Below are 23,628 nucleotides of genomic sequence, written 5' to 3' on the forward strand. Positions count from 1 at the left end.
GGGCGGAGCCTGATGATCGCCTTGGCGCTGGCGGCATGGCCGCTGGCGTCATATGCGGCCTGCGAGGGCGTCGCCCCCGAACAGAAGCTGCAAAACACCTTCGCCCGCGATATCGGGCGCGATCTGGACCGGATTCGGGAGGATGGCTGGATCGAGGTCGCGATGTACGAGGATTTCGCGCCGTGGTCTTGGGAAGACGGCGGCAAGCCGCAGGGAATCGATGTGGAGATCGCGCAGCTGATCGCGCAGGAACTGGGCGTGACAGCGCGCATCCGCATGGTGACCCCCGGCGAGACGCTGGATGCAGATCTGCTGAACTATGTCTATCGCGGGGCGGTTGTGGGTGGCCATGTCTCTGACCTGATGCTGCATGCGCCCTATGATGTCGCTTATGCCTGCCGCTTCGATCAGGTGGTCTTCACGGGTCAATATGCCGTGGACCGTCTGGCGATCGCCTATAAGCCCGCCGATTACCCCGACAAAGGCCCGACGCCGCCGGTCTTCCGCTATGATCCGGTGGGGGTGGAAAACGACTCGATCTCCGACTTTTTCCTGACCTCGGTGGCGCATGGGGCCACAGCGGATAAGGTGCACCGCTACCCCTCGACCCAAGCCGCGATGAGGGGGCTCGAGGCGGGCGAGGTGATGGCCGTCATGGGACCGCGCGCCGAGATAGACGCCGCTTTGCAACCCGACGAGGCCGTGCACGAACCGCCGCTTCTGGGCCTTGCGCGCAATAGCTGGACCTTGGGGGCCGCGCTGTCGATGCAGCACCGCCCGCTGGCCTATGCGGTGGATGATGCGATTGCGGCGGGGCTGGAGGATGGGCGGATCGCGACCATCTTCAAATCTTACGGGGCCGATTTCCGTCCGCCAGAACGCTAGACCCTAAACGTCTCAAGGTTCCCGTCCATATCCACCAGAGAGACCGCGCGCAGGCCAAGCCCCTTGGCCGCGCGCGATATCGCGTGACGGTCCATCAGCACGAAGGCCGTCGAGGCCGCATCGCAGATCATCGCGCTCGGGCCTTCCACACTGACCGTCGACCAATGTGGTTTCTGCCCCGCCGGACCAAGGATATGACTGCCCCCCGCCAGCCAGAGCGCCGCAGGCGACGAGGTCGCGATTGCGCCACGGCTCAGGCTGCGCTGTCCGAGACGTCCGGCCTGCGGATCTTCCAGCCCGATATGGAACGGCCCGCCCAAGGCGCGGAATTCCCCCATATCCACCAGACACCGGCCCAGACCGGCCTGCGCGCACAGCTCGGCCACGCGGTCGGCGGCATAGCCCTGCACGATGCCGTTCAATGTCAGCGCCTGTGCAGGGCCAAGGCGCACATGCGCGCCCATCCGCAGCCGGTCAAAGCCGATCAGCGCGCGGGCCGCCACAGGGTCGCCCCCCTCGGCCAATGCGCGCCAGAGCGGCTGGATACTGGGGTCAAAGGCGCCCTGCGTCTGTGCATGCACCTGTCGGGCGGCATGAAGGACGGTGCGCAGCCGCGCCGATCCCGCGACCCTGCCGCGCTGGTTCAGCTCTTGCAGCTCGCTCGGGCGAAAAAGCGAAAACACCGCCTCGATCTGCGCAATCTCCTCGCGGATGCGGGCCAGAGGCAGAGCGCCTGCCGCCGTGATCTGCAGATCCGCCCCGAAGGCCCGCCCCTGCCATGTCTGCGCCTGCACGGCCCCGCCGCAAAGCGCCATTCCCGCCACAATCCGAAGAAACCGCCGCCGCTTCATGAAGGCCTCCTTGCGCGTTTCGCCTCTAGCACCAGTGGCACACAGAGCGTCGGGTCGTCATGGATTTTGACGCAGTCAAGACATTGGAAACATTCCGAATAACGGATCTTGCCTTGCGGGCTGATCGCACCATAGGCACAGCGCACCCGGCAAAGCTGACAGGGGCTGCCGCATTCGGGCCTGCGCGGGATCCATTGCCGCAGGCGCAAAAACCCGCCGATCCGCATCATGGCCCCCAGAGGGCAGAGCGAACGGCAGAAGCCTTTGAACCAGACCATCGACACCAGAAGCCACCCCGCAGCCCAAAGCGCATAGGGCCAAGGACGCGCGAAATGCATGGTGATCGCCGTCTTGAACGGTTCGATCTCGGCTATGGTCTCGGCATGCTGGGGGGCCACGAAAGCCGTGGCAAGCAGCCCCGCAAGGGCGACAGGACCGCTCCAGAGAAGGGCGCGGGCAAGGCTGGGGGGCGGCTCTATGCGGGGCAGATGCAACAGGCGGCCCAGATGGTGCGCAAATTCCTGCAAGGCACCAAAGGGGCAAAGCCAGCCACAGAAAAACCCCCGCCCCCAGAGCACGAAGCCCGCCCCTGCTGCCGCCCAGACCAGCAGCCCGAACGGATCATAGAGCAGCACCTCAAGCCCGCCCGCCACCAGCCCGCGCGCCACCGCCATGACCGTCACGATCGAGAGCTGCCCCTGCCCCCAGAACCCCACGAACCCGACCACAAATGCCAGTATCGCCAGACGCACGGGCGTATAGGCCCGCAGCCCCGCAAGGCGCGACTGTGCCAGAAGCGCCGCCATCAGCAGCGCCAGAAATCCGGCCAGCAGCCACAGATCGGGGGCGCGGTTGCGCAGGGCCTCGGCAAAGGGGCTCAGCCGTTCGGGCGGAGAGGGACGCAGGAAGAACCGCTCGGGCGTCTGCAGGCCCAGCGGAAAATGCACCGACCCCGCCTCGGGCATCAGCATCCCGTGCAGACGGATGGCCTGCAGGCTCAGCTCCCACGGGCGGGTCGGGTCAAAGCCCAGACGGCGGTCCAGACGCAGCACCATTTTTGTCGCGTCCTGCAAAGAGGCAGGCAGATCCTCGGCCAGTTCGGGCAGAATATCGGCATCACGTAACGCCAAGGGCAGCCCGTCCTGCGTGGCCGTCATCCGGTCGGGCGCGGTATTGCGCACGAAATCGGGCGAGACCAGCCCGTGCTGTCCGGCCTCGATCAGCAGATACAACTCGTCGTCGGGGGCGCGGGCGCGCACATCGGCGATCTCGTCCAGACTGTCCTGTGCCAGCACCGCACGCGCCAGCGCGGGCGGACCAAGGTCGATAACATAGAGGTCGATATAGGGGCGCGCTGGGTCCAGATCGCCGCCATCATCGGCCCATTTCGTCCCCTTGAAGGCTGCATCCAGCGCCGGTTCCGCCACGCGCAGCCGCCCGACGAGCCCCTGCTCCATCAGGCTGCGCCACGCCAGCGGCTCGTCATGCGCCAGATCGGGTTCGGGCGCAGGCCCTGCCCCCACGCCTTGCATCTTTTCACGTGCCACCGCCAGCGTGGCGGCAAGGATGGATTCATGCGCGATCCGGACCGAGGCCGTGGCTTTGGTCACCCCGTCCAGATAGACATTATCGGAGGCCGCGCCCCCCGCGCCATAGGGCGTGCCGACAACCAGCGGCTCGTTGATCGAGTGACCGCGATACTGTTCCAGAAAGGCACGAAACGGGGCCTCGCCAAGGCCCGAGACAAAGATCGGCTCGTTCTGCGCGATCAGCCGGACATTCAGAAACCGCCCTTCAAGGTCGAGCATCACCAGCATATTGATCGGTGCGCCGGAGAATCCCGGCAAAGGCGCAAGCGGTGCGGTCTCGAAAACATATCCGGCCTCGCCGCCGCCGGAATTCCGCAAGGACCAGACGCCGCGATCATTGACCGCCTCGCCCAGTTCGTAGGGCGCAAGGACCATCGGGGCCAGATCCGCACGGGTCAACGGTGCCGCATAAAGCGGCCCCGCCAGAAAAAAGAGAAGGATCAGAGCACGCCACATAGGCAAACTGTGACCCTGCTCAGAGCCATTGGATATAGGACTTTGGTGGTGGTTAGCGCCCCAAATACCCCCGCCCCCGAGACATAGGCCGCAGGGGCGGGGCGAGCTTCAGCCGTAGAACTCGGGGGCCTGTTTGAAGTTGGCCCATGCATCGGGGTCATGCCCCGTAACCACGGTCGCGCCGGTCTTCTCGGCCAGCACCCGCAGCTTCTTGACCGAACGCACGGCATCCACCGTCGAGGCAAGGAAACCCGGCAACGAGCGCTCTTCCCAGTGGTCGGTCGTATAGGCGGCATCGACGGTCAGCAGCATCGGCCCCGAATGCGGCAGGGTCACAAGGAAGGACATGTGCCCCGGTGCATGGCCCGGCGTGAAGACGGTCTTCAGAACGCCATCGCCATAGATGTCGTAATGGTCATCCGCCGTGCCTTCGAGGAACTGCCAATCAAGCCCCGGCTTGTCGAAGTCCTTGCGGATATAGCCGCCCGCCGCGAACCAGTCCGGCGTATAGGCATATTCATACTCGGACCGCTGCACGATATGGGTGGCATTGGGGAAGCGACCAATGGCACCGGTATGGTCGAGATGCAGATGCGACTGCAGGACGTATTTCACATCCTCGGGCTTCACACCGATCTTTTCCAGCTGGGCAACGCAGCCCTCTTGCGCTGTCATCTCGGGCCAGTAGACATCACAGATCCCGCCCCAGTGACCGCGCGGATCGGTGGCACATTCCACCGCATTCCCGCCATCAATGATCGTATGCCCCTTGGGATGGGTGATCAGGAAGAACGGCACCGGAATGGCATAATCCGCCCCCGCGCCCTCGTTCATCTTGATGTTATGGACCTTGCATTTCAGAGACCCGCTCTGGAACATGTAAAGACGAATATCATCGGTCATTCTAAGACCCCCTTGATAGAAATGGCCGTTACCCTCCCCCGCAAGCGGGGGCTTTCCTGCGGCAGGTGGGAAAGGTCCCGCCTGCAACAAGCACTCAGTACGCTTCGCGATAGAGTTCGAGAGCGACTTCCTCTGTCACTTCGACAGGGTTGTTCACCAGAAGGCGCTGCTGTTTCATTGCGTCACTTGCCAGCATGGCAAGGCTGTTATCGGTGACCTTCACATCGCGCAGGCGGCGCGGCGCCCCGCTGTCATCCATGAGCTTCAGCATATGGTCCACGAAGGCCTGCGAGCGGGTGGCGGCATCGCCCGTGCCCTCGACACCCAGCACATCGGCCAGCTCGGCATAAAGCGGCGCGGCGACCTTGGCGTTATAGCGCAGGACCGGCCCCAGCATCAGCGCATTGGTCAGCCCGTGCGGCAGGTGGTAATGCCCGCCCAGCGGATAGGCCAGCGCATGGACCGCCGCCACCGGCGAATTGGCGAAGGCCTGCCCTGCCAGCATCGCGCCCAGCAGCATGTTCTCGCGCGCCTCGCGGTTGGTGCCGTCCTGACAGGCCGCAATCAGATTGCCGCCCAGAAGACGCAGCGCCTCGCGTGCCAGCGCATCCGACAGCGGGTTCTTCTTGAACTTCGAGGTATAGGCCTCGATCGCATGGACCATCGCGTCGATTCCCGTGGCCGCGGTATGGATCTGCGGCAGACCCACGGTCAGCTCGGCATCCAGCAGCACGAAATCGGCATAGAGCTGGCGCGAGACGACGCCCATCTTGGTGGTCTCGCCGGTGGTGATGATCGAGATATTGGTGACCTCGGATCCGGTGCCTGCGGTGGTGGGCACAAGCGCCAGCGGCAGGCGGCTGCCTGTGACATTGCCGATGCCATACATCTGCGACAGATCCTGATCCGAGCCGATCATCACCGCGACCAGCTTCGCGATATCCAGCGACGAGCCACCGCCCAGCCCCAGCACGATATCCACCCCTTCGGCCCGTGCGGCCTCGGTGCAGCCGCGCACGATCGCCTCGGGCGGGTCGGCCACCACCTCGTCAAACAGCGTCACACGGAAGCCTGCGGCCTCGAGCGCCTCACGGATCGGGCTGACCAGCCCTGCATTGACCAGCCCGCGATCCGTGATCAGCAGGAGATTGCGCGCCGGAAACCGGCTGCCAAGCAGCTCGCCCAGTTTCGTCGCACCGCCCCATTCCAGATGGATGTCGCCCACCGTCGAGAAACTGAAGGGTGTAAGTGTCATAATGCTATCCTCCCCATTAAACCTGCCCGGCCGGTGGCCAAGCACACATATGTCAACCCAAGATATCCTTCGATGCCCTCACAGGCCCCTGCCCGTCCCCGCTTGGATGGCCTGCCCCTCAGCCCCGCACGACCTCGCTTGAACAGGTGGCCACGCGGATGGACCACGGGCGGATGGACCACGGCCGGTGATCACCCGAAGCCCCGCCAGTTCGGCAGTCCTGACGCAGAAGCTGCGGATCGTTCAGTTTGATCATTGCGCCGCCTCCTGTAGTTCAATATATTGAACCAAATTCCATATATTAACTGTGCGAAGGAGTCTGGCGTGTCGTCAACAGAAAATCCGCCATCCTTACCGCTAACATTCACAACCAGAGGCGGAGCAAGCGTGCCCGCCCTACGCCGTTCAGTCGCCGTTTTGGACTATATATCAGAGGCTTGCGGAGAAGTTTCCGCAGCACGTCTGGCGCAGGACTTAAAGATCCCCAAAAGCACACTTCACGGTTTGTTGAGCGCAATGGAAGAGCTTGGCCTGATCTATCGCGACCGGCTGGGGCGCATCCAGACCGGTGCGCGCCCGCTGGCATGGAGCCGCGACTTCGTGGCCAAATCCGATCTGGCCTCGGCATTCCACCGCTATTTCAACAGTCCTCAGGCCCAGCAGGGGATCCTGGGGGGCTATACGATGACCATGACCATTCTCGATGGTGCCAATGTCGTCTATATCGCCTGCTCGCAGGCCCATCAGCCCCTCGGGGTGACCTTTCAGGTGGGGATGCGCCTGCCTGCCCCCTTCACCGCAACCGGAAAGATCCTGCTGGCCGCGCTGCCCGAAGCCGAGCTTGCCACAACCTTCGCCGGAACCTTTCCCCCGCCTCTGACCCGCCTCAGCGTCCGTGATCTGGCGGCCCTCAGGGCGGTGTTTCCGGCGCAGGAGGCCCGTGGCTATTCCGTGGATGATGGTGAGGTGCGCGAGGGGATGATCTGCCTTGGCGCGGCGATCTGCGATCATAGCCGGCACGTGAAGGCGGCACTGGCGCTTTCGGTCACGCGCCCCGAGGCGAAGGCGGCGCAGATTTCCACGCTGGGCATGGCGCTCAAGGGGGCCGCCGACCAGATCTCGCATCTGCTGGGAGCGCCCTGATCAGGGGCCGGCCACCGGCGGCTGCGCCCGCAGGAAATCCACAAAGGCGCGCAGCGCGGCAGGCGGGCGGCGCCCGTAGAAATACAGATACGGGCCTTCGAATTCCTCCCACCAAGCGGGCAGGACCGGCACCAGATGCCCCGCCTTGAAATGCGGCTCCAGCCAGTTGCGGAAGGTCAGGCATACTCCCAACCCCGCAACCGCATGGCCGATCAGGGCCGCCGACCCGCCCGTGCCGATGATCAACCGCGCCTTCGGGTCAAGGCGGATCTCTTCGCCCTCCTTCTCGAAGGTCCAGGGCACCAGCGCGCCACTGCTGAACCGCGCCCGCAGGCAGGCATGGTGCAGAAGGTCACGCGGATGGGCCGGACACCCCTCCCGCGCCAGATAGGCCGGTGCCGCCGCCAGCGCCGCTTGCTGCCGACGCGGCCCGATGGGCACCGCGATCATGTCCTGCGCCAAGGCCTCGCCATAGCGGATACCGGCATCACATCCTGCGGCCACCGCATCAACCATGCGGTCATCCACCATGATCTCGATCTCGACCTGCGGATACAGGGCACAGAACGCCTCGACCAAGGGCGGCAGGATATCCACCATCACCGCCCCCGGCACATTCAGCACCAAACGGCCATGCAGCGCACCGCTCTGGCTGCGGGCCGCATGCAGGCTGTCTTCCATCTCGGCCAGAAGCGGTGCGACACGGCGGGCCAGCGCCTCGCCCGCTTCGGTGGGCGTGACCGCGCGGGTGGTGCGGGTCAGCAGACGCAGCTCCAGACGCGCCTCCAGCCGCGAGATCGTCTCGCTGACAGTGGCGGGGGACAGACCAAGCTGGCGCGCGGCCCGCCGGAATCCTTTGGCCTTCACCACCGCCACAAATACACCGAGGTCATCAAGATTGTTCGCCATACCGATCAGCCTATTCGGACTGACCTGTATTTTCAAACAGACAAATGCGCGCCATGTCTTGAGCCACAACAAAGGAGATCTTCCATGACCACTCTCGCCACCGCCGCTGGCCGCTTTACCTTTCCCGGAACGCAGCTCAGCGTGAACCGCATGGGATATGGCGCGATGCAGCTGGCCGGTCCGCATGTGATGGGCCCGCCCAAGGACCGCCCCGAAGCCCTTGCCGTCCTGCGCGAGGCGCTGGCCCTTGGCATCGACCATATCGACACAAGCGACTTCTACGGCCCCCATGTCACCAACGCGCTGCTGCACGAAGCGCTGGCTCCCTATCCCCGCAACCTCGTGCTGGTCAGCAAGATCGGCGCATGGCGCGATGCACAGGGCGGCTGGAACCTGCGGCGCGACGCCGAGTTTCTGCGCCAGTCGGTGCTCGACAATCTGACGCGCCTTGGGCTGGAGCGGATGGAAATCGTCAATCTGCGGATGGGTGGCCCCGAAGACGACATCGCCACCCCGATGAAAACCATGCGCGCGCTGCAAGACGAGGGGCTGATCGGCCATATCGGGGTCAGCACCGTCAGCGCAGAGCAGTTGCGCATCGCCCGCGACATCGCCCCCGTTATCTGTGTGCAGAACCAGTATAATCTGGCCCATCGCGAGGATGACGCCCTGATCGATGCGCTGGCCGAAGAGGGCATTGCTTATGTGCCCTATTTCCCCTTGGGCGGCTTTACCCCGCTGCAATCGGCCAAGCTTGACAGCATCGCCGCCGACATGGGGGTCAGCCCGCAACAGGCGGCACTGGCTTGGCTGCTGGCGCGCAGCCCGAATATTCTGGTGATCCCCGGCACATCGCGCAGGGCGCATCTGCGCGACAATATCGCGGCCGCCGGATTGCGGTTCAGCCCCGAACAGAAAGCCGCCCTCGACGCGCTCTGAGTGGTGGCGCCTTTACCCGCCACACCCTGACCCGTCCGGCTGTGCCGCGCCCCTAAAGATCCGCTTTCGCGACATAGGGGGCGCGGAGCGGGCGCGCCACATCCCAAGGCCTGCACCACGCAGCAGGCACAGGCATCGCCAACAGTTCAGGCATCGCCAGCGGTTCAGGCATCGCCAACGGTTCAGGCCCCGAAGATCTTGACCGCCTCAAGGCACAGGATACCCAGAAGATCATTGGGCAGCACCGACCCCCGCCCCAGCGGATTGCCATCGACGAGGTTCTTGATACGGGCCTCGGCGACCTCCAGCGGCTCGCCATATACCACGGAATCGACATAACGCCCGTTTTCATCGAACAGCATCACAAAGGCCGAATGGTCCATCGTGTAGCTGCCATCGTCAAACACGACCTTCTTGGCATAGACGTTATAGGCCTTGATCGCCTTGTCGATCTCGGCCTGCGTGCCGGTGACACCGATCACACCGGGGATCCAAGAGACATAGTCGCGCAGCTGGTCCAGCCGGTCCCGCGCGGGATCGACCGTCACGAAATAGACCCGCAGATCCGTCGCCCCCGGAATATCCTCTTTCCATGTCGCCAGATCGCCCATCGTGGTCGGGCAGACCTCAGGACAATGGGTAAAGCCGAAGAACACCGCAGAGGGGCTGCCCTTGAGGCTGTCATAGGTGAAATCCTGCCCGTCGGTGGCCTGCAGGACATATTCCCCCTGCCCCATCACTGCCGCCTGCGCGGCGCGATATTTGGGCAGAACCACCTTGTCATAGACCACCATCCCCAAGGTCATGACGAGCGCGAGGCCCGTCATGAACAGTGCAAAACGTTCGCCGCTGCGGAACATCCTACTGCACCTCTTTCGGCATCGCGTGGGTCATGCCATGCATCGGTGCCGCCCCGCCTGTCGCATTGGGCGCCATCACCGGCAGATCCACTGTCACGGTTCCGGCCTGTTCGAAGGTGAGCGTCACCTGCACGGTGCTGTCCTGCACCAGCGCCTCTTTGAGCTGCATGAACATCAGGTGATAGCCGCCCGGCTGCAAGGTGACGGTCTTGCCTGCAGGCAGCGCAATCCCGTTTTCCAGCTGGCGCATCACCATGACCCCGTCTTTCATGGCCATCTCATGCAACTGCACTTCCCCTGCGACGGGGCTTTGGGCCGCGATCAGACGGTCATCGCTGGTGCCGGTATTGGTCAGCGCCACATAGCCGCCGCCCACCGGCTGGTTGGGCAGGGTTGCACGGGCAAAGCCGCCGCTCAGCGTGATGGCCCCGATCTGGGCGCTTGCCCCCGATGCCGCGCCCTGCGCGTCTTTCGCCATCGCGGTCTCATGGGCCGAAGCCAGACCGACCGAAGCCATCAGGGCAAGAGTTGCAAGAACAAGTTTCATAGGAAGATCCTTTATCAGTTGGGAAAATAGTCTTTGGCCCCGCAGGATGCGACGCCACAGATTTCAGGAGAACGCGCGCTTGAGAAAGGACACGCGCGCAATCAGCACGACGTCCAGCACGATCACCGAGGCCAGCGCGACCCCCGCCATCGGGAAGGCGATCGCAATCAGTACAGCCACCAGAATGCCGCTTTTCCAAAGCGGCATGTCGCGCGGCACGGGCGGGGCGGCCAGACGGCCAGCCCCTGCCGGACGGCGCATCCACCACATCACGATGCCACTGGCACAGATCGCGATGACCAGCAGAAGAACGACGAAATTCAGGGCGAAATTCCACGGACCGACAAGCCCTTTATGCAGCCCGATCCCCCAAGCCATCGCCTTCGCCATCGGCGTGTAATCGGCATAGCGGATATCGCCCAGGATATGTCCGGTGAACTGGTCGATATGGGTGGTCCGGTCCTGCCACGGCATCACGCCATCCTCGTTACGGACCTCGGCCATCAGCGTGTAGACACCGGTCTCCCCTTTGGGCAGGGTGATCTTGTACTGGCCGTGGAAGCCATTGGCCTGCGCCCATGCGCTGACGCTATCAAGCGTCACCGGCCCCTGCACCGCCTCGGTTCCGGCCGCGCTGCCCGATGCGGGCATCGGCACCAGCTCCACCCCCCAAGGCACGTCCTGATAGCCCGAATGGTTCATCGAGGCATGGTTATGCCCCGAAAGCGGCGTGCCCTTCCATGTTTTCTCTGCCGGAAACGACGACCACGGCTGGATGAACTTGCCGCCCCAGATCCCTGCCCAAGACAGGCCCGACAGCGCGAAGAGCACCAGAAACACCGCGACCAGAGTGCCAAGGCTGGCATGAAGCGACTTGTAGAAATTGCGCCCGCGCGCGCGCATGTTCGGCACCATCGCGCGCCACCCCGCTTTGGGCAGCCACATCCACAATCCGGTCACGATCAGCAAGATCATCAGCGACACGGCCATTTCCACGATCCGGTCTCCGGTATCGCCCAGCAAAAGCGTGCCGTGAATGCGGTTGGCGATGGCATAGAGGGTGGTGGTCTTGTCCTGTGCGTTCAGCACATCGCCGGTATAGGGGTCGATCGCCACCGACATCATGGCCGCCCCGTCGCGGATCGCAAAGAACGCGGGGCGGTCTGCGGCCTCGGGCGCCACATACTGGTCCAGCACCCCGCCCGGAATTGCGTCCAGCGCCGCCTGCGCCTGCTGGCTGACCGGCATGGCCGGACCCGCAATCACCACATCGCGCACATCGCCCAACTGGTTGGACGAGGCGGTGGCCAGCATCATCACCATCCCCGTGACCGCAAGGATCAACAGGAAAGGCACCACGAACAGACCGGCATAGAAATGCCAGCGCCATGCGGCGAAATAGAACGGGCTGATCGCGGCGCGCGCTCCGGCCTTGGAGGAATGTTTCGTCATAGGGATCTCGCTTCGTTAAAAGGTCTTGCTGATCGTCAGAAGAACCTGCCGCTCCGGCCCCGGCGCGACGCGCCCGTCGAGATATTTCCAGAACGGAAGGTCGTAATCGCGGTTCAGCAGGTTCTTGATGGCCAAGGCATAGGTCATGCCGTTTCGGGTATAGCTTCCCGAGGCATTGACCGTAGCGTAGCCTACTGTTTTATATAGGTTTTCAAGGTCGATATAGGCCGAAGACGCCGCATGGAGGCCAACCCCCGCCTGCCAGCCCTCGCCCGCCGGATCACGCGGATCATAGGTCAGCCAAAGCCCGCCCGAATGTCGTGGCACCCCTGCCAGCGAAGACCCTGCGCGGGCACCATTGGGGATGTCGGCTGTCAGGACAGCGGCGGTATAGGCATAATTGGCCACCAGACGCCAAGGCCCCTCTGACTGCCACACCAGATCGGCCTCGACCCCACGCGAGCGTTGCTGCCCCTCGGTGATCGAACTCAGCATCAGGGGGTCGTCGGGATCGGTCACCGGAACATTGCGGCGCTGGATCTGGAATGCCGCCACGCTGCCCGACCATGCCCCTTGGTCAAACTTCACCCCCAGCTCTGCCTGACGCGAATATTCGGGTTCGGGCATGTCGGAATAGAAATAGAAGGCATTGGCCTTCATGCCCTCGCTATAGCTGGCAAAGGCCGACACCTGCGGCGCCAGATCCCACACCGCGCCGACCCGTGGCAGCAAGCGGGCCTGCTGCAGGCTATCGCGGCGGCCATAGCCTTCGGACTCGTAGACGGTCTGGAGGTAGCCAAAGCGGACACCGCCCAGCAGATGCCATGCTCCGACATCCGATTGCAGCTGCGCATAGGCTCCGACAGTGGTGTAACGGCCATGACCTTCCCCCATTGCAAGACTGGCAGGCATGGTCCATGCGGGCCAGGCAACAGGATCGGTCAGATCCACGCTGCCCGCATAATCCATATACATCAGCGAATAGTCTTTGATCCGCGCATAATCGACGCCCAGCAGCAGCGTATGATCGACGGCGCCAGTGCTCAGATGCCCCTCGACCGATGCGTTGAAATTATATTCGGTCTGCTCGCCCGGCACATAGGAATTATATAGCGACCAGCGGCTATCCCCTGCATCCGGCACATTCGACAGGATGATCTGGGTGATCTGTTCCACCTTGGTCCTGCCGATCCGGAACTGGCCCCGCGCGCTCCATGTCTCGTTGAACCTATGGTCCAGCGTGAAGGTCAGCTTGCGGGTGCTGGTCGTGCTCTCGGGAATATCGGGATCGCCAATGAACAGGTCCCGATCCAGCGCAAACCCGCCGGTCACCGTGCCCGTGGCCGGTAGCCCCTGATATTCCTGCTGCTGCCAGCGCGAAAGATAGCCCTGAACCGTCAGCTGCGTCGCGCCGCCATATCCCAGCGTCAGCGCGGGGCTGAACGCATAGCGTCGGGTCTCGAGCACATCGGTCTGCGCCCCCGAACGTGCGGCACTACCGGTCATCCGGAAAAGCGCCATCTGGCCCAGACGGGCATTCACATCGAAAGACGGTGCGATGAGGGCCTCGCTGCCCAGCGTCAGGGCCGCCGTGGCGAACCTGTCCGGCTGGGGTTTCTTCGTGATCAGATTGACGATACCGCCCAGAGGCGTGCCTGTCCCTCCACCGTAGAGGATGGCATTGGGCCCTTTAAGCACGTCGACCCTCTCGATCCCTGCAAGCGCATTGGCATCGCCCGCATTGATATAATTGGTGATCCCGTCGCTATAGATCTCGGCGGGAAAGCCCCGCAGCAGAGTGGATTCGAAAGCGGGCGTCTGCAGCGCCACGCTGCCCTGTGCGCCGCTGGCATTATAAAGCACCTCGGCCAGACGCGCGGGCAACTGGTCGGCCAGCATCTGGGACGGGATCACCTGAACCGATTGTGGCGTGGCCCGTAACGGCGTGGATGTGCGCGTCGCGCTGGAGATCGCAAGACTATGATATCCGTCGATCTCTGCCCCCTCGTCGGCGGCATAGACGGAAATCCCGTCCAACGGGATCGGCCGGTCTTCCTGCGCCCATAGCGGACAGGCCCATAAGGCCGTGCCTGCCAGCAGCGCTTTGGCAGTCGAATGATGGAACATGGTCATCCGGTCTCAGATCCGCATGCGGCGCACCCGCGCCCGACAGATGCGGGACATCCCAAAAACCGCGCAGCGAAAGGCTACGCATGGCGCATGAAAAAGCCGCGTTCCGGTGGAAGATCAGACGGAGGTCTGGCCGCGGCCCTGATTACAGCGCCACGGGTGGGGCACGGGGGATGCGGGCATGGTCGCGGCTATGCGGGGCCGTGCGGAACTGGACAGGCACCAGCCATTGGGCCTGAAACACACGGCTCCAGCGGATGGCCGCAAGCACGGGCAGATCGACATCGGGCAGAAGATGGCAGAAGGGGCAGCGATGCTCGGGTTTGCCGGACCCGCCGCAGAGATCATCCCCCGAAAGACCAAGCGCTTCGGCCTGTGCCTTGATCAGCAGATCCCGATCCGGCGCCATCGCCGAAGCCGAGCCGATACTGACCGTCGCAAGCATTGCGACAGTGACCGTTATAAAAAGCATTTTCCAAAAACGGATCAACATGTGCCCAGCCATACACGATCCCGTGCGCCGAAAGATAGATGGAATCGACCACCCTACCGGCAAAGGCGTGCCGCAAGGACCGCCTTTCGGTTGTATTCCGCCTAGACGACGGGGGCCTCCACCAGCTGGCTGCCCGCCCGCAAGCCCCCCGACAGCATCTGCCGCACCTCTTCGGGAATACGCGGATCTTGCGGAGAATACAGCGAACAGCGCCGCATCATCGCGCGCAGATCAACCGATTTGCCCAGATATTCCATCACCATCTGCGTCGCCGAGGGCGGACGCGGAGCACGGGCCGCCACGCCAGAGACCACACCGCCAAGATAGCGGATCCGGTTATTGTAGCTGGGATAGAGGATGATCTGCATCACCTCGTTACGGGTCAGCGTCTCCATCACCGTCATAAACAGCCGGTCGCCCAGCAGGAAACAGGCCCCCTCGTATTTACAGGTGAACTTCCGCGCACCCGGCCGCCCGACACTTTCGACGCTTTTGATATTCACGCCGAAAGGTGTGTCATACAGCTTGGACAGCGCGCAGAGCACCTGACCGGGATGGGACATGGAGTTATACCATGTCAGATAATATCCGAGATAGGGCACCAGCGCCTTGGCCGACTGCATCCGCAGCTCGCCTGCCGTCAAGGACACGATGTCGCGCTCGGCCCGCACGCCGGTACTTTGGGGCCGCAGCCGCACCAGTTCCACGAATTGCCCATGCGCAAGCAGCAACTCGGCCTCTTCGACCCCGAAAAAGTCGCAGATCCGGCGCATGGACCGCAAGGAGGGAAAGGTCTCTCCGGTGAGGTAGCGGTTGAACTGGGACCGATTCACCCCCAATTGCTGACACACCGCGACGATCGAAGCGTGATAGCTGCATAACAGGCGCAGGTTCCGTGGCAAATCTTGGGACAAGGCCCACCTCTTATGCTAGTTGACGCTACTTATGTATCCGTTCGCGTCGCCGTGATGCAAGATAGACCATAGCAATCCGCCCACGTATCCCTAGTTTGCACCAAATTCGCGACATCGAAATTATGCGCGCAATAAAGGGGGATATCATGGATTTTCTAGAGCTGATCTTTACCAAGATCGGCGATCTGACTTGGGGGTGGTCTCTGATCCCCATTCTCGTCGTCTTTGGCGTTTTCATCACTCTGGCAACCGGGTTCGTCCAGGTCCAATTCTTTGGACGGATGTTCCGTGTGCTGCGCAAATCCAACAATGCGGCGGATGCCGACAAGATCTCGGCGCGTGAGGCGCTGCTGGTCTCGGTCGGCGGGCGCGTCGGCGGCGGCAATATTGCCGGTGTGGCTGTGGCCATCACGCTCGGGGGGCCGGGGGCGGTCTTCTGGATGTGGGTCGTGGCGCTTGTCGGCATGGCCACCAGCCTTGTGGAATGTTCGCTGGCACAGCTGTTCAAACGCCGCACCGGCGAACACAGCTTCCGCGGCGGTCCGGCATTGTCGATCATTCATGGTCTGGGCAAGGAATACAAATGGCTGGCGGGCATCTATGCTGTCTGCCTGATTGCGGCATTCGGCTTTGGCTTCAACGCGTTCCAAGGCAATACCGTGGCCGGCGCGATGCTGGACAGCTTCCATATCGCCCGCTCCTGGACGGCCATCGGTCTGGCCATTCTGGCCGCGATCATCATCTTCGGTGGGATCCACCGGATTGCCAAAGCCTCTGACGTGATCGTGCCGATCATGGCCGTTGGCTATCTGGCGATGGCGCTGGTAATTATCGTGCTCAACATCTCGGAAGTGCCGCATGTGCTGTCGATGATCGTCAAGAACGCCTTCGGGATCGAACAGGCCGTTGGCGGTGGTATGGGGGCCGCGATCATGCAGGGTATGCGCCGTGGTCTGTTCTCGAACGAGGCCGGTCTGGGCTCGGCGCCGAACGTGGCCGCCACCGCAGAGGTCCGCCACCCGATCAGCCAAGGCATCACGCAGTCTTTCTCGGTCTTCATCGACACCATCGTGATCTGCTCGTGCACGGCATTCGTGATCCTCTTGAGCGATGTCTATGTACCGGGTGCCGAAGGCATTGATGGCGTGGCACTGACCCAGCAATCGGTCACCAGCGAGCTGGGCAACTGGGCGCAATATTATCTGTCCATCGCCGTTCTGCTGTTTGCGTTCTCGTCGATCATCTACAACTACTACCTTGGCGAAAACGCATTGTCGGTCTTCTCGGAAAACCCGATTGCGATCACCATCCTGCGTGTGGCGGTTGTGGGCATCGTCTTTATCGGCGCTCTGGCACCGGGGGCGACCGATGTGTTCTTCTTCTCGGACCCGATGATGGGCGTTCTGGCACTGGTCAACCTGCTGGCGATCATGATGCTGTTCCCGGTGGCCATGCGGCTGCTGCGCGACTTCCGCGCCCAGCTCAAGGCGGGCATCGACCGTCCGGTTCTGGACCCCGATATGTATGCGGATCTCGATATCGACCGCAGCGCTTGGGAAAAGCGGGACTGATCCTGTCCGTCGCGGGCCTTGCACCAAGGCCGGAGGAGAAACGCCGAAGGGTCGCAGCAATGCGGCCCTTTTTTTCATCGCGGCAGCAGGCAAATGTCACGGAAAACCGCTTTTGGCGCAGCCGGTCTCTCTCTGGCTAAAATTGTGCACAGATTTAGCAATCCCGCTGAAAATTATCCTGCTTAGGAATGCGCGCATTTACCAGTTGTTTGGGGCTTTGGGAGCACATGTCTATCGTACAGGTTTCTTATACAGGTAGACAATGCGAGTCATAAAAACCGTCTCGGGCAAGCTGATCTTGGCCGCCGGAACTGCAATCACGATGATTGTTCTTGCCTATACGGTCTTTAGCGGATGGTCGGAAACGCGGAAGGTGCATGATCAGGTCATGAACCTTGCCGAAATCAAGACGCGCCGTGCCGCAGAACAGGTCATGATTCCCATTACTCAGGCCACCTCTGCGGCCACGGCCCTGTCCAGCTCGCTTGCAGGCTATCTTGCAACCGGCGAGGCCACGACCAAAGGCCTGACCACCGTCCTGCACGATCTGGCCCCGCAATATGACGATATCTTCGCATCATGGATGAACGAGCTGGAAGGCCGGACGCTGGACGGGCTGGCCAGCGGCACGGAGGGCCGGAACGAGAAAGGCGACTTTGCCGCCTTCTGGACCAAGAATGACAGCGGCGGAATGGATTTCCAGACCTATAGCCTCAATCCGACCGCGCAATGGTATGCCGGCCCGACCTCGACCAAACGCGGATTGATCACCGATCCCTATCTGACAGAGAAGGGGATCCTGCTGACCTCTGTCGTCATTCCGGTTGTGGTTAAGGGCACGATGGTGGGTCTGGCAGGGGCCGATATCACGCTCGACAATCTCTCCACGATTCTGGGCGCTATCGATACATTCGAGGGCGGGCGCATGATGCTCTTGGATGCCGGCGCGAAATGGGTCGTTGCCCCCACGCCGGACGAGAAGCGCAAACCCTATGAGGGCGCGGGTCTGGACGCCGTCAATGCCGCGCTGGAAGATGGCAAGATGCATATCATCTCCGATATGCCCGACGGTGCGACGCGGCTGGTTCTGCCCTTCTCGGCACCGGGGATGAACCGCACATGGGCCGCCGTGCTGGATGTGCCCGCCGCGACCTTTTCCGGCCCCGTCCATGCCGCAATCAAGGCCTCGATCCTCAGTGGCCTGCTGATCCTGCTGATGGCACTGACCACGATCGCTCTGGCCACCAGCACCGTTGTCCGCAAGCCGATGCAGAAAATGCTGGATGTCGTCAAAGGGCTGGCCGAGGGCCAATATGACCACCCCGTTCCGGGGACGGATCGCCATGACGAAATGGGACAGATGGCCACCGCCGTCGAGGCCCTGCGCAACGGCTTGCTGGAAAAACGCGCGCTGGAGGTCGAACAGGAACTGGCCCGTCAGGAGCGCGAGATCGAAAGAGAACGCCGCACGCAGGAAGATGCCCGCCTGCGCGAGGAACGCGAAGAACGTGCACAGGCCGATCAGGAACGCGAACATCAGGCCATTCTGGCCGAAGAGGCCAACCGTCGCCGTCAGGAAGAGCATCGCGCAGCCCTTGCTGCCGAGCAGGAGGCCGTGGTGAAACGTCTGGCAGGATCGCTGAGCGGGCTGGCCGAAGGCAATCTGGATGTCATGATCCATGAACGCTTCCCCCAAGGCTACGACCAGCTGCGTCAGGATTTCAACAATACCGTCCTGCGTCTGTCGGAACTGGTTCAGGCCATCACCCAATCGGCCAATGCGATTGTCGGCGGGGTGCAGGAAATCACCGGTGCAGCCACCGGCCTGTCGCGCGAGACAGAGCGTTCCGCCGCAACTCTGGAGCAGACCGCCGCAGCCCTGAACGAGCTGACGGTCTCGGTCCAGACCGCCTCCGCAAGCGCGACCCAAGCCAATAATCTGGTCAAGGATGCGGCACAAAACGCCAAAGAGACCGCAGGCGTTGTAGGCGATACGATCACCGCCATTGACGAAATCCGTGACTCCTCGAACCATATCTCGCGGATTATCAGCGTCATTGACGACATCGCCTTCCAGACGAATCTTCTGGCGCTGAATGCGGGCGTCGAGGCCGCGCGGGCCGGAGATGCCGGACGCGGCTTCGCGGTGGTGGCCTCGGAAGTGCGCGGTCTGGCCCAGCGGTCTTCCGAAGCCGCGCTGGAGATCAACGCCCTGATTTCGAAATCCGGCGTGCAGGTCGAGAATGGTGTGGCCTTGGTCAACCGTGCCGGCGATGCGTTGCGCGCGATCGTCAAATCGGTCGAGGTGATCGAGCATCACATGGGCGATATCGCCTCTTCGGCCAATGAACAGGCCTCGGGGATTTCCGAGATCAACTCGGCGGTGGGGCAGCTTGACCGTGCCCAGCAACAAAACGCCGCCTCCTTCGAGGAAACAAGCGCGGCCTGCCTTGCACTGGATCAGCAGGCACATGAGCTGAAAGATCTGGTGGGCCAGTTCCGGCTTGGTTCGGCAGACGCACCGATCACACAGGCGGCCTAAGACTGTCGGGCGGCTTCGGCCGCCCTTCCTGACATCGCGAGATTTCCCTTGCCGGTCCATCAGTGTGAACATATGATGAACATCATGGTGAAACGCACGATCTCAGACAAGCTGGCCATCCTTGCCGATGCCGCGAAATATGATGCCTCCTGCGCCTCTTCGGGCGGGCAGAAACGGTCGTCGACAGACGGCAAAGGGCTTGGCTCCTCGGGCGGGTCGGGTATCTGCCATGCCTATGCGCCGGACGGGCGTTGCATCAGCCTGCTGAAGATCCTGATGACGAATTTCTGCATCTATGACTGCGCCTATTGCATCAACCGCGCCTCCAGCCATGTCGAGCGTGCCCGCTTCAGCGTCGAGGAAGTCGTCAGCCTGACGGTCGAATTCTACCGCCGCAACTATATCGAGGGGCTGTTCCTTTCGTCGGGCATCATCCGCAGCCCCGATGACACAATGGCAGATATGGTGCGCATCGCGCGGACGCTGCGCCAGCAGGAGAACTTCCGCGGCTATATCCACCTCAAGACCATCCCCGATGCCGCCCCCGAGCTGATCGACGAGGCGGGCAAATGGGCGGACCGGCTGTCGATCAATGTCGAGCTGCCCACCGATAAGGGCCTCTCGGATTACGCCCCCGAGAAAAGCGCGCAAACCATCCGCACCGCCATGGCCGAGGTCCGCAACCGCCGCGAGGCCGCCAAAGAGCGCAGCCATAGGGGCCGCCGTGCGGGCCGCTTTGCGCCTGCGGGCCAGTCGACGCAGATGATCGTGGGGGCGGATGCGGCGCATGACGGGGAGATTTTGCATTCGGCCTCGCGGCTTTATTCGGGCTATCACCTGTCGCGGGTCTATTATTCGGCCTTCTCGCCGATCCCCGATGCCTCGAAACTGCTGCCGCTGAAACGCCCGCCCCTGATGCGCGAACACAGGCTCTATCAGGCCGATTGGCTGATGCGGTTTTACGGGTTCGAGGCGGGAGAGATCGCGCCGCCCTCGGGGATGCTGGACCTTGAGGTGGACCCGAAGATGGCATGGGCGCTGGCCCATCGCGAGCAGTTTCCGGTAGATGTGAACCGCGCGCCCAAAGAGCTTTTGCTGCGGGTGCCAGGCTTTGGCACGCGCTCGGTGGACCGTATTCTGGCGGCGCGTCGGCATGGGGTGCTGCGCTATGAAACGCTGGTGAAGATCGGCTGCGTGATGAAACATGCGCGCCCCTTCATCACCCTGCCCGGCTGGACCTCGCGCAGCCTTGACGCGCAGGACCTGCGGGCGCGGTTTGCGCCGCCGCCCGAACAGCTGAGCCTCTTCTGATGGAAGAGGTCATCCTGCCCCATATCGGCACGGTGGCCGCATGGCGCGAGACGGCGCGGGGCTTGGCGGCGCGGGGCGTGCCTGCCGAGGCGGTGCTCTGGCGGGTGGGCGATGCGGCTCCCGATCTTTTTGGCGGGATGTCGGCGCCTCAGGCGGCCCCCGTCACCCTGACCCTGCCCCGCGCGGCGCTGGCGGAAATCGAATGCGGCCTGCATCATTCCGACCCCGAGCGTTTTGCCCGCGCCTATGACATCGTGCTGCGGCTTTCACGCGGGGACTTGCGCTGGGGCGACCGCGAGGACCCTGCCCTTCACAGGCTGATTGCGCAGGCCAAACATGTGCGGCGCGACATCCACAAGATGCATGCCTTCGTGCGCTTCCGCGAGATCACCGCCGAAAGTGCCAACCGCCGTGCTTTTGCGGCATGGTTCGAACCCGACCACCCGATTGTCGAACCCGCGACGCCGTTCTTTGCCAAGCGTTTCGGAGATATGGATTGGGTGATCGCGACCCCCAGCCTGACCGCACGCTTTGAGGCGGGCCAGCTGAGCTATAGCGAGACCGAAGACCGCAGCCCACCGCCCGAGGATGCCACCGAAGAGCTATGGCGCACCTATTTCACCCATATCTTCAACCCCGCGCGGCTGATGGTGAAGGCAATGACCTCCGAGATGCCGCGCAAATACTGGAAGAACCTCCCCGAGGCGCAGCTGATCCCCGAGATGATCCGCCAAGCGCCTGCGCGGGCGCGTGCCATGCAGGACGCGATGCCCACGCCCAAGGCGCCCCTAGCCGACCGCTTGCGGCCCGCGCCGAAAGAGCTGCCCTCAGAGATCACGCTTGCGACGATGAAACCCGCGCTGGACGCCTGCCGCCGCTGTGCGATTGGCCCCTGTGCCACGCAGGGGGTGGCGGGGGAAGGTCCGGCCTCGGCGCGGGTGATGGTGGTGGGCGAACAACCCGGAGAACAGGAAGACCTGAAGGGCCGCCCCTTCATCGGCCCCGCAGGGCAGCTCTTTGACCACTGCGCCCGCGCGGCGGGGCTGGACCGTGAGCGGATCTGGCTGACCAATGCGGTGAAGCACTTCAAGTTCACCCCGCGCGGCAAACAGCGGCTGCATCAGGCGCCGAATGCGGGCGAGGTCAAGGCCTGCCGCTGGTGGCTCGATCTTGAACGCCGGCTGATCAAGCCCGATCTGGTGGTGGCGATGGGGGCAACCGCCGCAGCCTCTCTGACCGGCACCGGCAAGGGGCTTGTTGAACGCGCCGGACAGATCGAGACGCTGCCCGATGGCACCCCCTGCCTGATCACCTATCACCCCGCGCATCTTCTGCGCCTGCCCGATCCGCAGCTTGCACAGGCGCGGCAGGCCGCCTTTACCGCCAGCCTGCGACGTGCCGCCGATTGGCCGTTGGCCTAGTCAGGCCGAAGCTGCCTGATGACGGGACAAAGCCAAGGTCGGAACGCAGCTTGCCAATCGCGCCAGATACCTGTCGGTCCAGACGGAAATCCGGCTGTCCCGCACCACGGCCAGACAATCCGCATGGCGCTTGCGCCGTTCGTCCAGCGGCATGGCCAGCGCGTAATCGATCGCACCGGCGGTCTCGTCCAGATCATGCGGATTGATCAGCAGCGCCCCTTTCATATCCTCTGCCGCACCGGCAAACCGCGACAGCACCAGCACGCCCGGATTATCAGGGGCTTGCGCGGCCACAAACTCTTTGGCCACAAGGTTCATCCCATCCGCCAGAGGCGTGACCAGCCCCACCTCGGCGCGGCGCATGAGACCAATCAGCCGGTCCCGCGCGACCGAGCGGTGCACAAAGCGCAAAGGCTGCCAGTCAAGCTCGGAATACTGACCGTTGATCCGGCCCGAAATCGCCTGAAGATCATTGGTAATCTGCCGATAGGCGGCCACATCGGCACGGCTGGGCGAGGCAATCTGCAGGAGGGTCGGTCGCGCATCGCGGTCCACCCGTCCTTGCAGAAGGCGACCGAAGGCCTCGAATTTATGCGGCAGCCCCTTGGTATAATCCAGCCGGTCCGCGCCGATAATCAGCTCACGCGGGTTGGCGGCTCCAAACGGGCCGGGATCGGCGCGGCGGGCGGTGGCTTCGATCTGGTCACAATCGATGCCGATCGGAAAAGAGGCCACGGTGACGATATGTTCGTCGAATTTCACGGTTCCGTCGCGCAGGAATTCCGCCCGTGGATCGGCGCGGAACATCTCTAAAGCGCGCGCCACATCACCACGGGTCTGCAGCCCCAGCAGATTATAGCTGGCCAGCCAGCGGGCAAAATCCTCGGGGCGGGGCAGGATCGCAAGATCGGTGATATTGGGAAACGGAATATGCAGGAAGAAGCCGATGCGGTTAGTGACCCCCAGCGAGCGCAGCATCATCGCCAGCGGCAGGAAGTGGTAATCATGCACCCAGACCACATCCTGCGGGGCAAGATCTTGCGCAATCAGGCGGGCGAGGCGCAGATTGACCGCCAGATAATCGGCGCGATATTCGGATTTTATCTCGATCAGATCGGTGCGCCGGTGGCAGATCGGCCAAAGCACCGAATTGGCAAATCCGCTATAATAGTTCTGCCGCTCCGTCTTGCTCAGCCGGAACGCACGTTTGCGATAGGGAACATCTCCCAGCTCGTGCAGGCACTCGCGCCCCTCCTCCGACGGATCGGGATCGGCCCCGACCCATACCCCTCCCCGCGCCAGCAGCGCATCATGCAGCGCCACGACAAGCCCGCCAGACGGATCCCCCGCGGGTATCCTGTTCGATATCACAATCAACCGACCCGCCACGACCTTCTCCTCAATGCCCGCTCGCGTTCTGAATTATGCGCCAAACGCCAGTCCGGGCACTCTGTTCC

20 protein-coding genes are annotated in these 23,628 nt (G+C 63.1%); 7 read left to right on the plus strand and 13 right to left on the minus strand.

Annotation, left to right across the window (positions count from 1 at the left end):
* The first annotated feature begins 12 nt into the window (after positions 1-12).
* The gene (locus WDB88_RS15560) at positions 13-885 is read left to right on the plus strand and encodes a transporter substrate-binding domain-containing protein (protein WP_339109943.1); all 873 of its coding nucleotides are present in this window, start codon (positions 13-15) and stop codon (positions 883-885) included.
* Here WDB88_RS15560 and WDB88_RS15565 read toward each other — a convergent pair.
* From WDB88_RS15565 to WDB88_RS15585, 5 genes are all read right to left on the minus strand, one after another.
* The gene (locus tag WDB88_RS15565; RefSeq protein ID WP_330629436.1) at positions 882-1,736 is read right to left on the minus strand and encodes an FAD:protein FMN transferase; all 855 of its coding nucleotides are present in this window, start codon (positions 1,734-1,736) and stop codon (positions 882-884) included. The two genes, WDB88_RS15560 and WDB88_RS15565, sit on opposite strands and share 4 nt — an antisense overlap.
* Positions 1,733-3,781 (minus strand): 4Fe-4S binding protein, encoded by a 2,049-nt coding sequence (locus tag WDB88_RS15570; RefSeq protein ID WP_339109944.1) that lies wholly within the window; start codon positions 3,779-3,781, stop codon positions 1,733-1,735. The genes WDB88_RS15565 and WDB88_RS15570 overlap by 4 nt, the downstream gene beginning before the upstream one ends.
* A gap of 108 nt (positions 3,782-3,889) precedes the next feature.
* On the minus strand, positions 3,890-4,684 hold the full coding sequence (attM, locus tag WDB88_RS15575; RefSeq protein WP_330629438.1) for an N-acyl homoserine lactonase AttM: 795 nt from the start codon (positions 4,682-4,684) through the stop codon (positions 3,890-3,892).
* 94 nt (positions 4,685-4,778) lie between these two features.
* Positions 4,779-5,939, minus strand: coding sequence for an iron-containing alcohol dehydrogenase (locus WDB88_RS15580; protein ID WP_339109945.1), 1,161 nt, complete (start codon positions 5,937-5,939; stop codon positions 4,779-4,781).
* A gap of 118 nt (positions 5,940-6,057) precedes the next feature.
* Positions 6,058-6,195: a hypothetical protein gene (locus tag WDB88_RS15585; RefSeq protein ID WP_339109946.1), complete on the minus strand. Its 138-nt coding sequence runs from the start codon at positions 6,193-6,195 to the stop codon at positions 6,058-6,060.
* A gap of 131 nt (positions 6,196-6,326) precedes the next feature.
* Here WDB88_RS15585 and WDB88_RS15590 point away from each other — a divergent pair, with 131 nt between their 5' ends.
* Positions 6,327-7,082: an IclR family transcriptional regulator gene (locus WDB88_RS15590; RefSeq protein WP_339109947.1), complete on the plus strand. Its 756-nt coding sequence runs from the start codon at positions 6,327-6,329 to the stop codon at positions 7,080-7,082.
* On the opposite strand, the gene WDB88_RS15595 is transcribed toward WDB88_RS15590, so the two are convergent.
* Positions 7,083-7,991 (minus strand): LysR family transcriptional regulator, encoded by a 909-nt coding sequence (locus WDB88_RS15595; protein ID WP_339109948.1) that lies wholly within the window; start codon positions 7,989-7,991, stop codon positions 7,083-7,085.
* An 84-nt stretch (positions 7,992-8,075) separates the two neighbouring features.
* On the opposite strand from WDB88_RS15595, the gene WDB88_RS15600 reads away from it, so the two are divergent.
* Positions 8,076-8,930 carry an oxidoreductase gene (locus WDB88_RS15600; RefSeq protein ID WP_339109949.1) on the plus strand — a complete coding sequence of 285 codons (855 nt, stop codon included), beginning with the start codon at positions 8,076-8,078 and terminating at the stop codon, positions 8,928-8,930.
* Positions 8,931-9,112: 182 nt separating this feature from the next.
* On the opposite strand, the gene WDB88_RS15605 is transcribed toward WDB88_RS15600, so the two are convergent.
* The 6 genes from WDB88_RS15605 to WDB88_RS15630 all read right to left on the minus strand — a co-directional run bounded on the left by WDB88_RS15605 (position 9,113) and on the right by WDB88_RS15630 (position 15,326).
* The gene (locus tag WDB88_RS15605; protein ID WP_339109950.1) at positions 9,113-9,790 is read right to left on the minus strand and encodes an SCO family protein; all 678 of its coding nucleotides are present in this window, start codon (positions 9,788-9,790) and stop codon (positions 9,113-9,115) included.
* 1 nt (position 9,791) lies between these two features.
* A complete protein-coding gene (locus WDB88_RS15610; protein ID WP_330629446.1) occupies positions 9,792-10,337 on the minus strand; it encodes a copper chaperone PCu(A)C in 546 nt (181 codons plus the stop codon).
* A 63-nt stretch (positions 10,338-10,400) separates the two neighbouring features.
* Positions 10,401-11,789 (minus strand): PepSY domain-containing protein, encoded by a 1,389-nt coding sequence (locus tag WDB88_RS15615; RefSeq protein ID WP_339109951.1) that lies wholly within the window; start codon positions 11,787-11,789, stop codon positions 10,401-10,403.
* Positions 11,790-11,804: 15 nt separating this feature from the next.
* The gene (locus tag WDB88_RS15620) at positions 11,805-13,922 is read right to left on the minus strand and encodes a TonB-dependent siderophore receptor (RefSeq protein ID WP_339109952.1); all 2,118 of its coding nucleotides are present in this window, start codon (positions 13,920-13,922) and stop codon (positions 11,805-11,807) included.
* A gap of 142 nt (positions 13,923-14,064) precedes the next feature.
* Positions 14,065-14,412: a hypothetical protein gene (locus tag WDB88_RS15625; protein WP_339109953.1), complete on the minus strand. Its 348-nt coding sequence runs from the start codon at positions 14,410-14,412 to the stop codon at positions 14,065-14,067.
* A 101-nt stretch (positions 14,413-14,513) separates the two neighbouring features.
* A complete protein-coding gene (locus tag WDB88_RS15630; protein ID WP_339109954.1) occupies positions 14,514-15,326 on the minus strand; it encodes a helix-turn-helix transcriptional regulator in 813 nt (270 codons plus the stop codon).
* A 146-nt stretch (positions 15,327-15,472) separates the two neighbouring features.
* On the opposite strand from WDB88_RS15630, the gene WDB88_RS15635 reads away from it, so the two are divergent.
* The 4 genes from WDB88_RS15635 (at position 15,473) to WDB88_RS15650 (ending at position 22,171) form a co-directional block, all read left to right on the plus strand.
* Positions 15,473-16,897, plus strand: coding sequence for an alanine/glycine:cation symporter family protein (locus WDB88_RS15635; RefSeq protein ID WP_330629451.1), 1,425 nt, complete (start codon positions 15,473-15,475; stop codon positions 16,895-16,897).
* Positions 16,898-17,159: 262 nt separating this feature from the next.
* Positions 17,160-19,439, plus strand: a complete 2,280-nt coding sequence (locus WDB88_RS15640) for a methyl-accepting chemotaxis protein (protein ID WP_339109955.1) — start codon at positions 17,160-17,162, stop codon at positions 19,437-19,439.
* Positions 19,440-19,526: 87 nt separating this feature from the next.
* Positions 19,527-20,750 (plus strand): putative DNA modification/repair radical SAM protein, encoded by a 1,224-nt coding sequence (locus WDB88_RS15645; RefSeq protein ID WP_339110051.1) that lies wholly within the window; start codon positions 19,527-19,529, stop codon positions 20,748-20,750.
* On the plus strand, positions 20,750-22,171 hold the full coding sequence (locus WDB88_RS15650) for a UdgX family uracil-DNA binding protein (RefSeq protein ID WP_339109956.1): 1,422 nt from the start codon (positions 20,750-20,752) through the stop codon (positions 22,169-22,171). Before WDB88_RS15645 ends, WDB88_RS15650 begins: the two co-directional genes overlap by 1 nt.
* On the opposite strand, the gene WDB88_RS15655 is transcribed toward WDB88_RS15650, so the two are convergent.
* Positions 22,172-23,560: a trehalose-6-phosphate synthase gene (locus tag WDB88_RS15655; protein ID WP_339109957.1), complete on the minus strand. Its 1,389-nt coding sequence runs from the start codon at positions 23,558-23,560 to the stop codon at positions 22,172-22,174. It abuts the gene before it with no gap.
* Positions 23,561-23,628: the final 68 nt, after the last annotated feature.

It is taken from the genome of Thioclava sp. GXIMD4216 (genome assembly GCF_037949285.1).
Classification (GTDB): Bacteria; Pseudomonadota; Alphaproteobacteria; order Rhodobacterales; family Rhodobacteraceae; genus Thioclava; species Thioclava litoralis.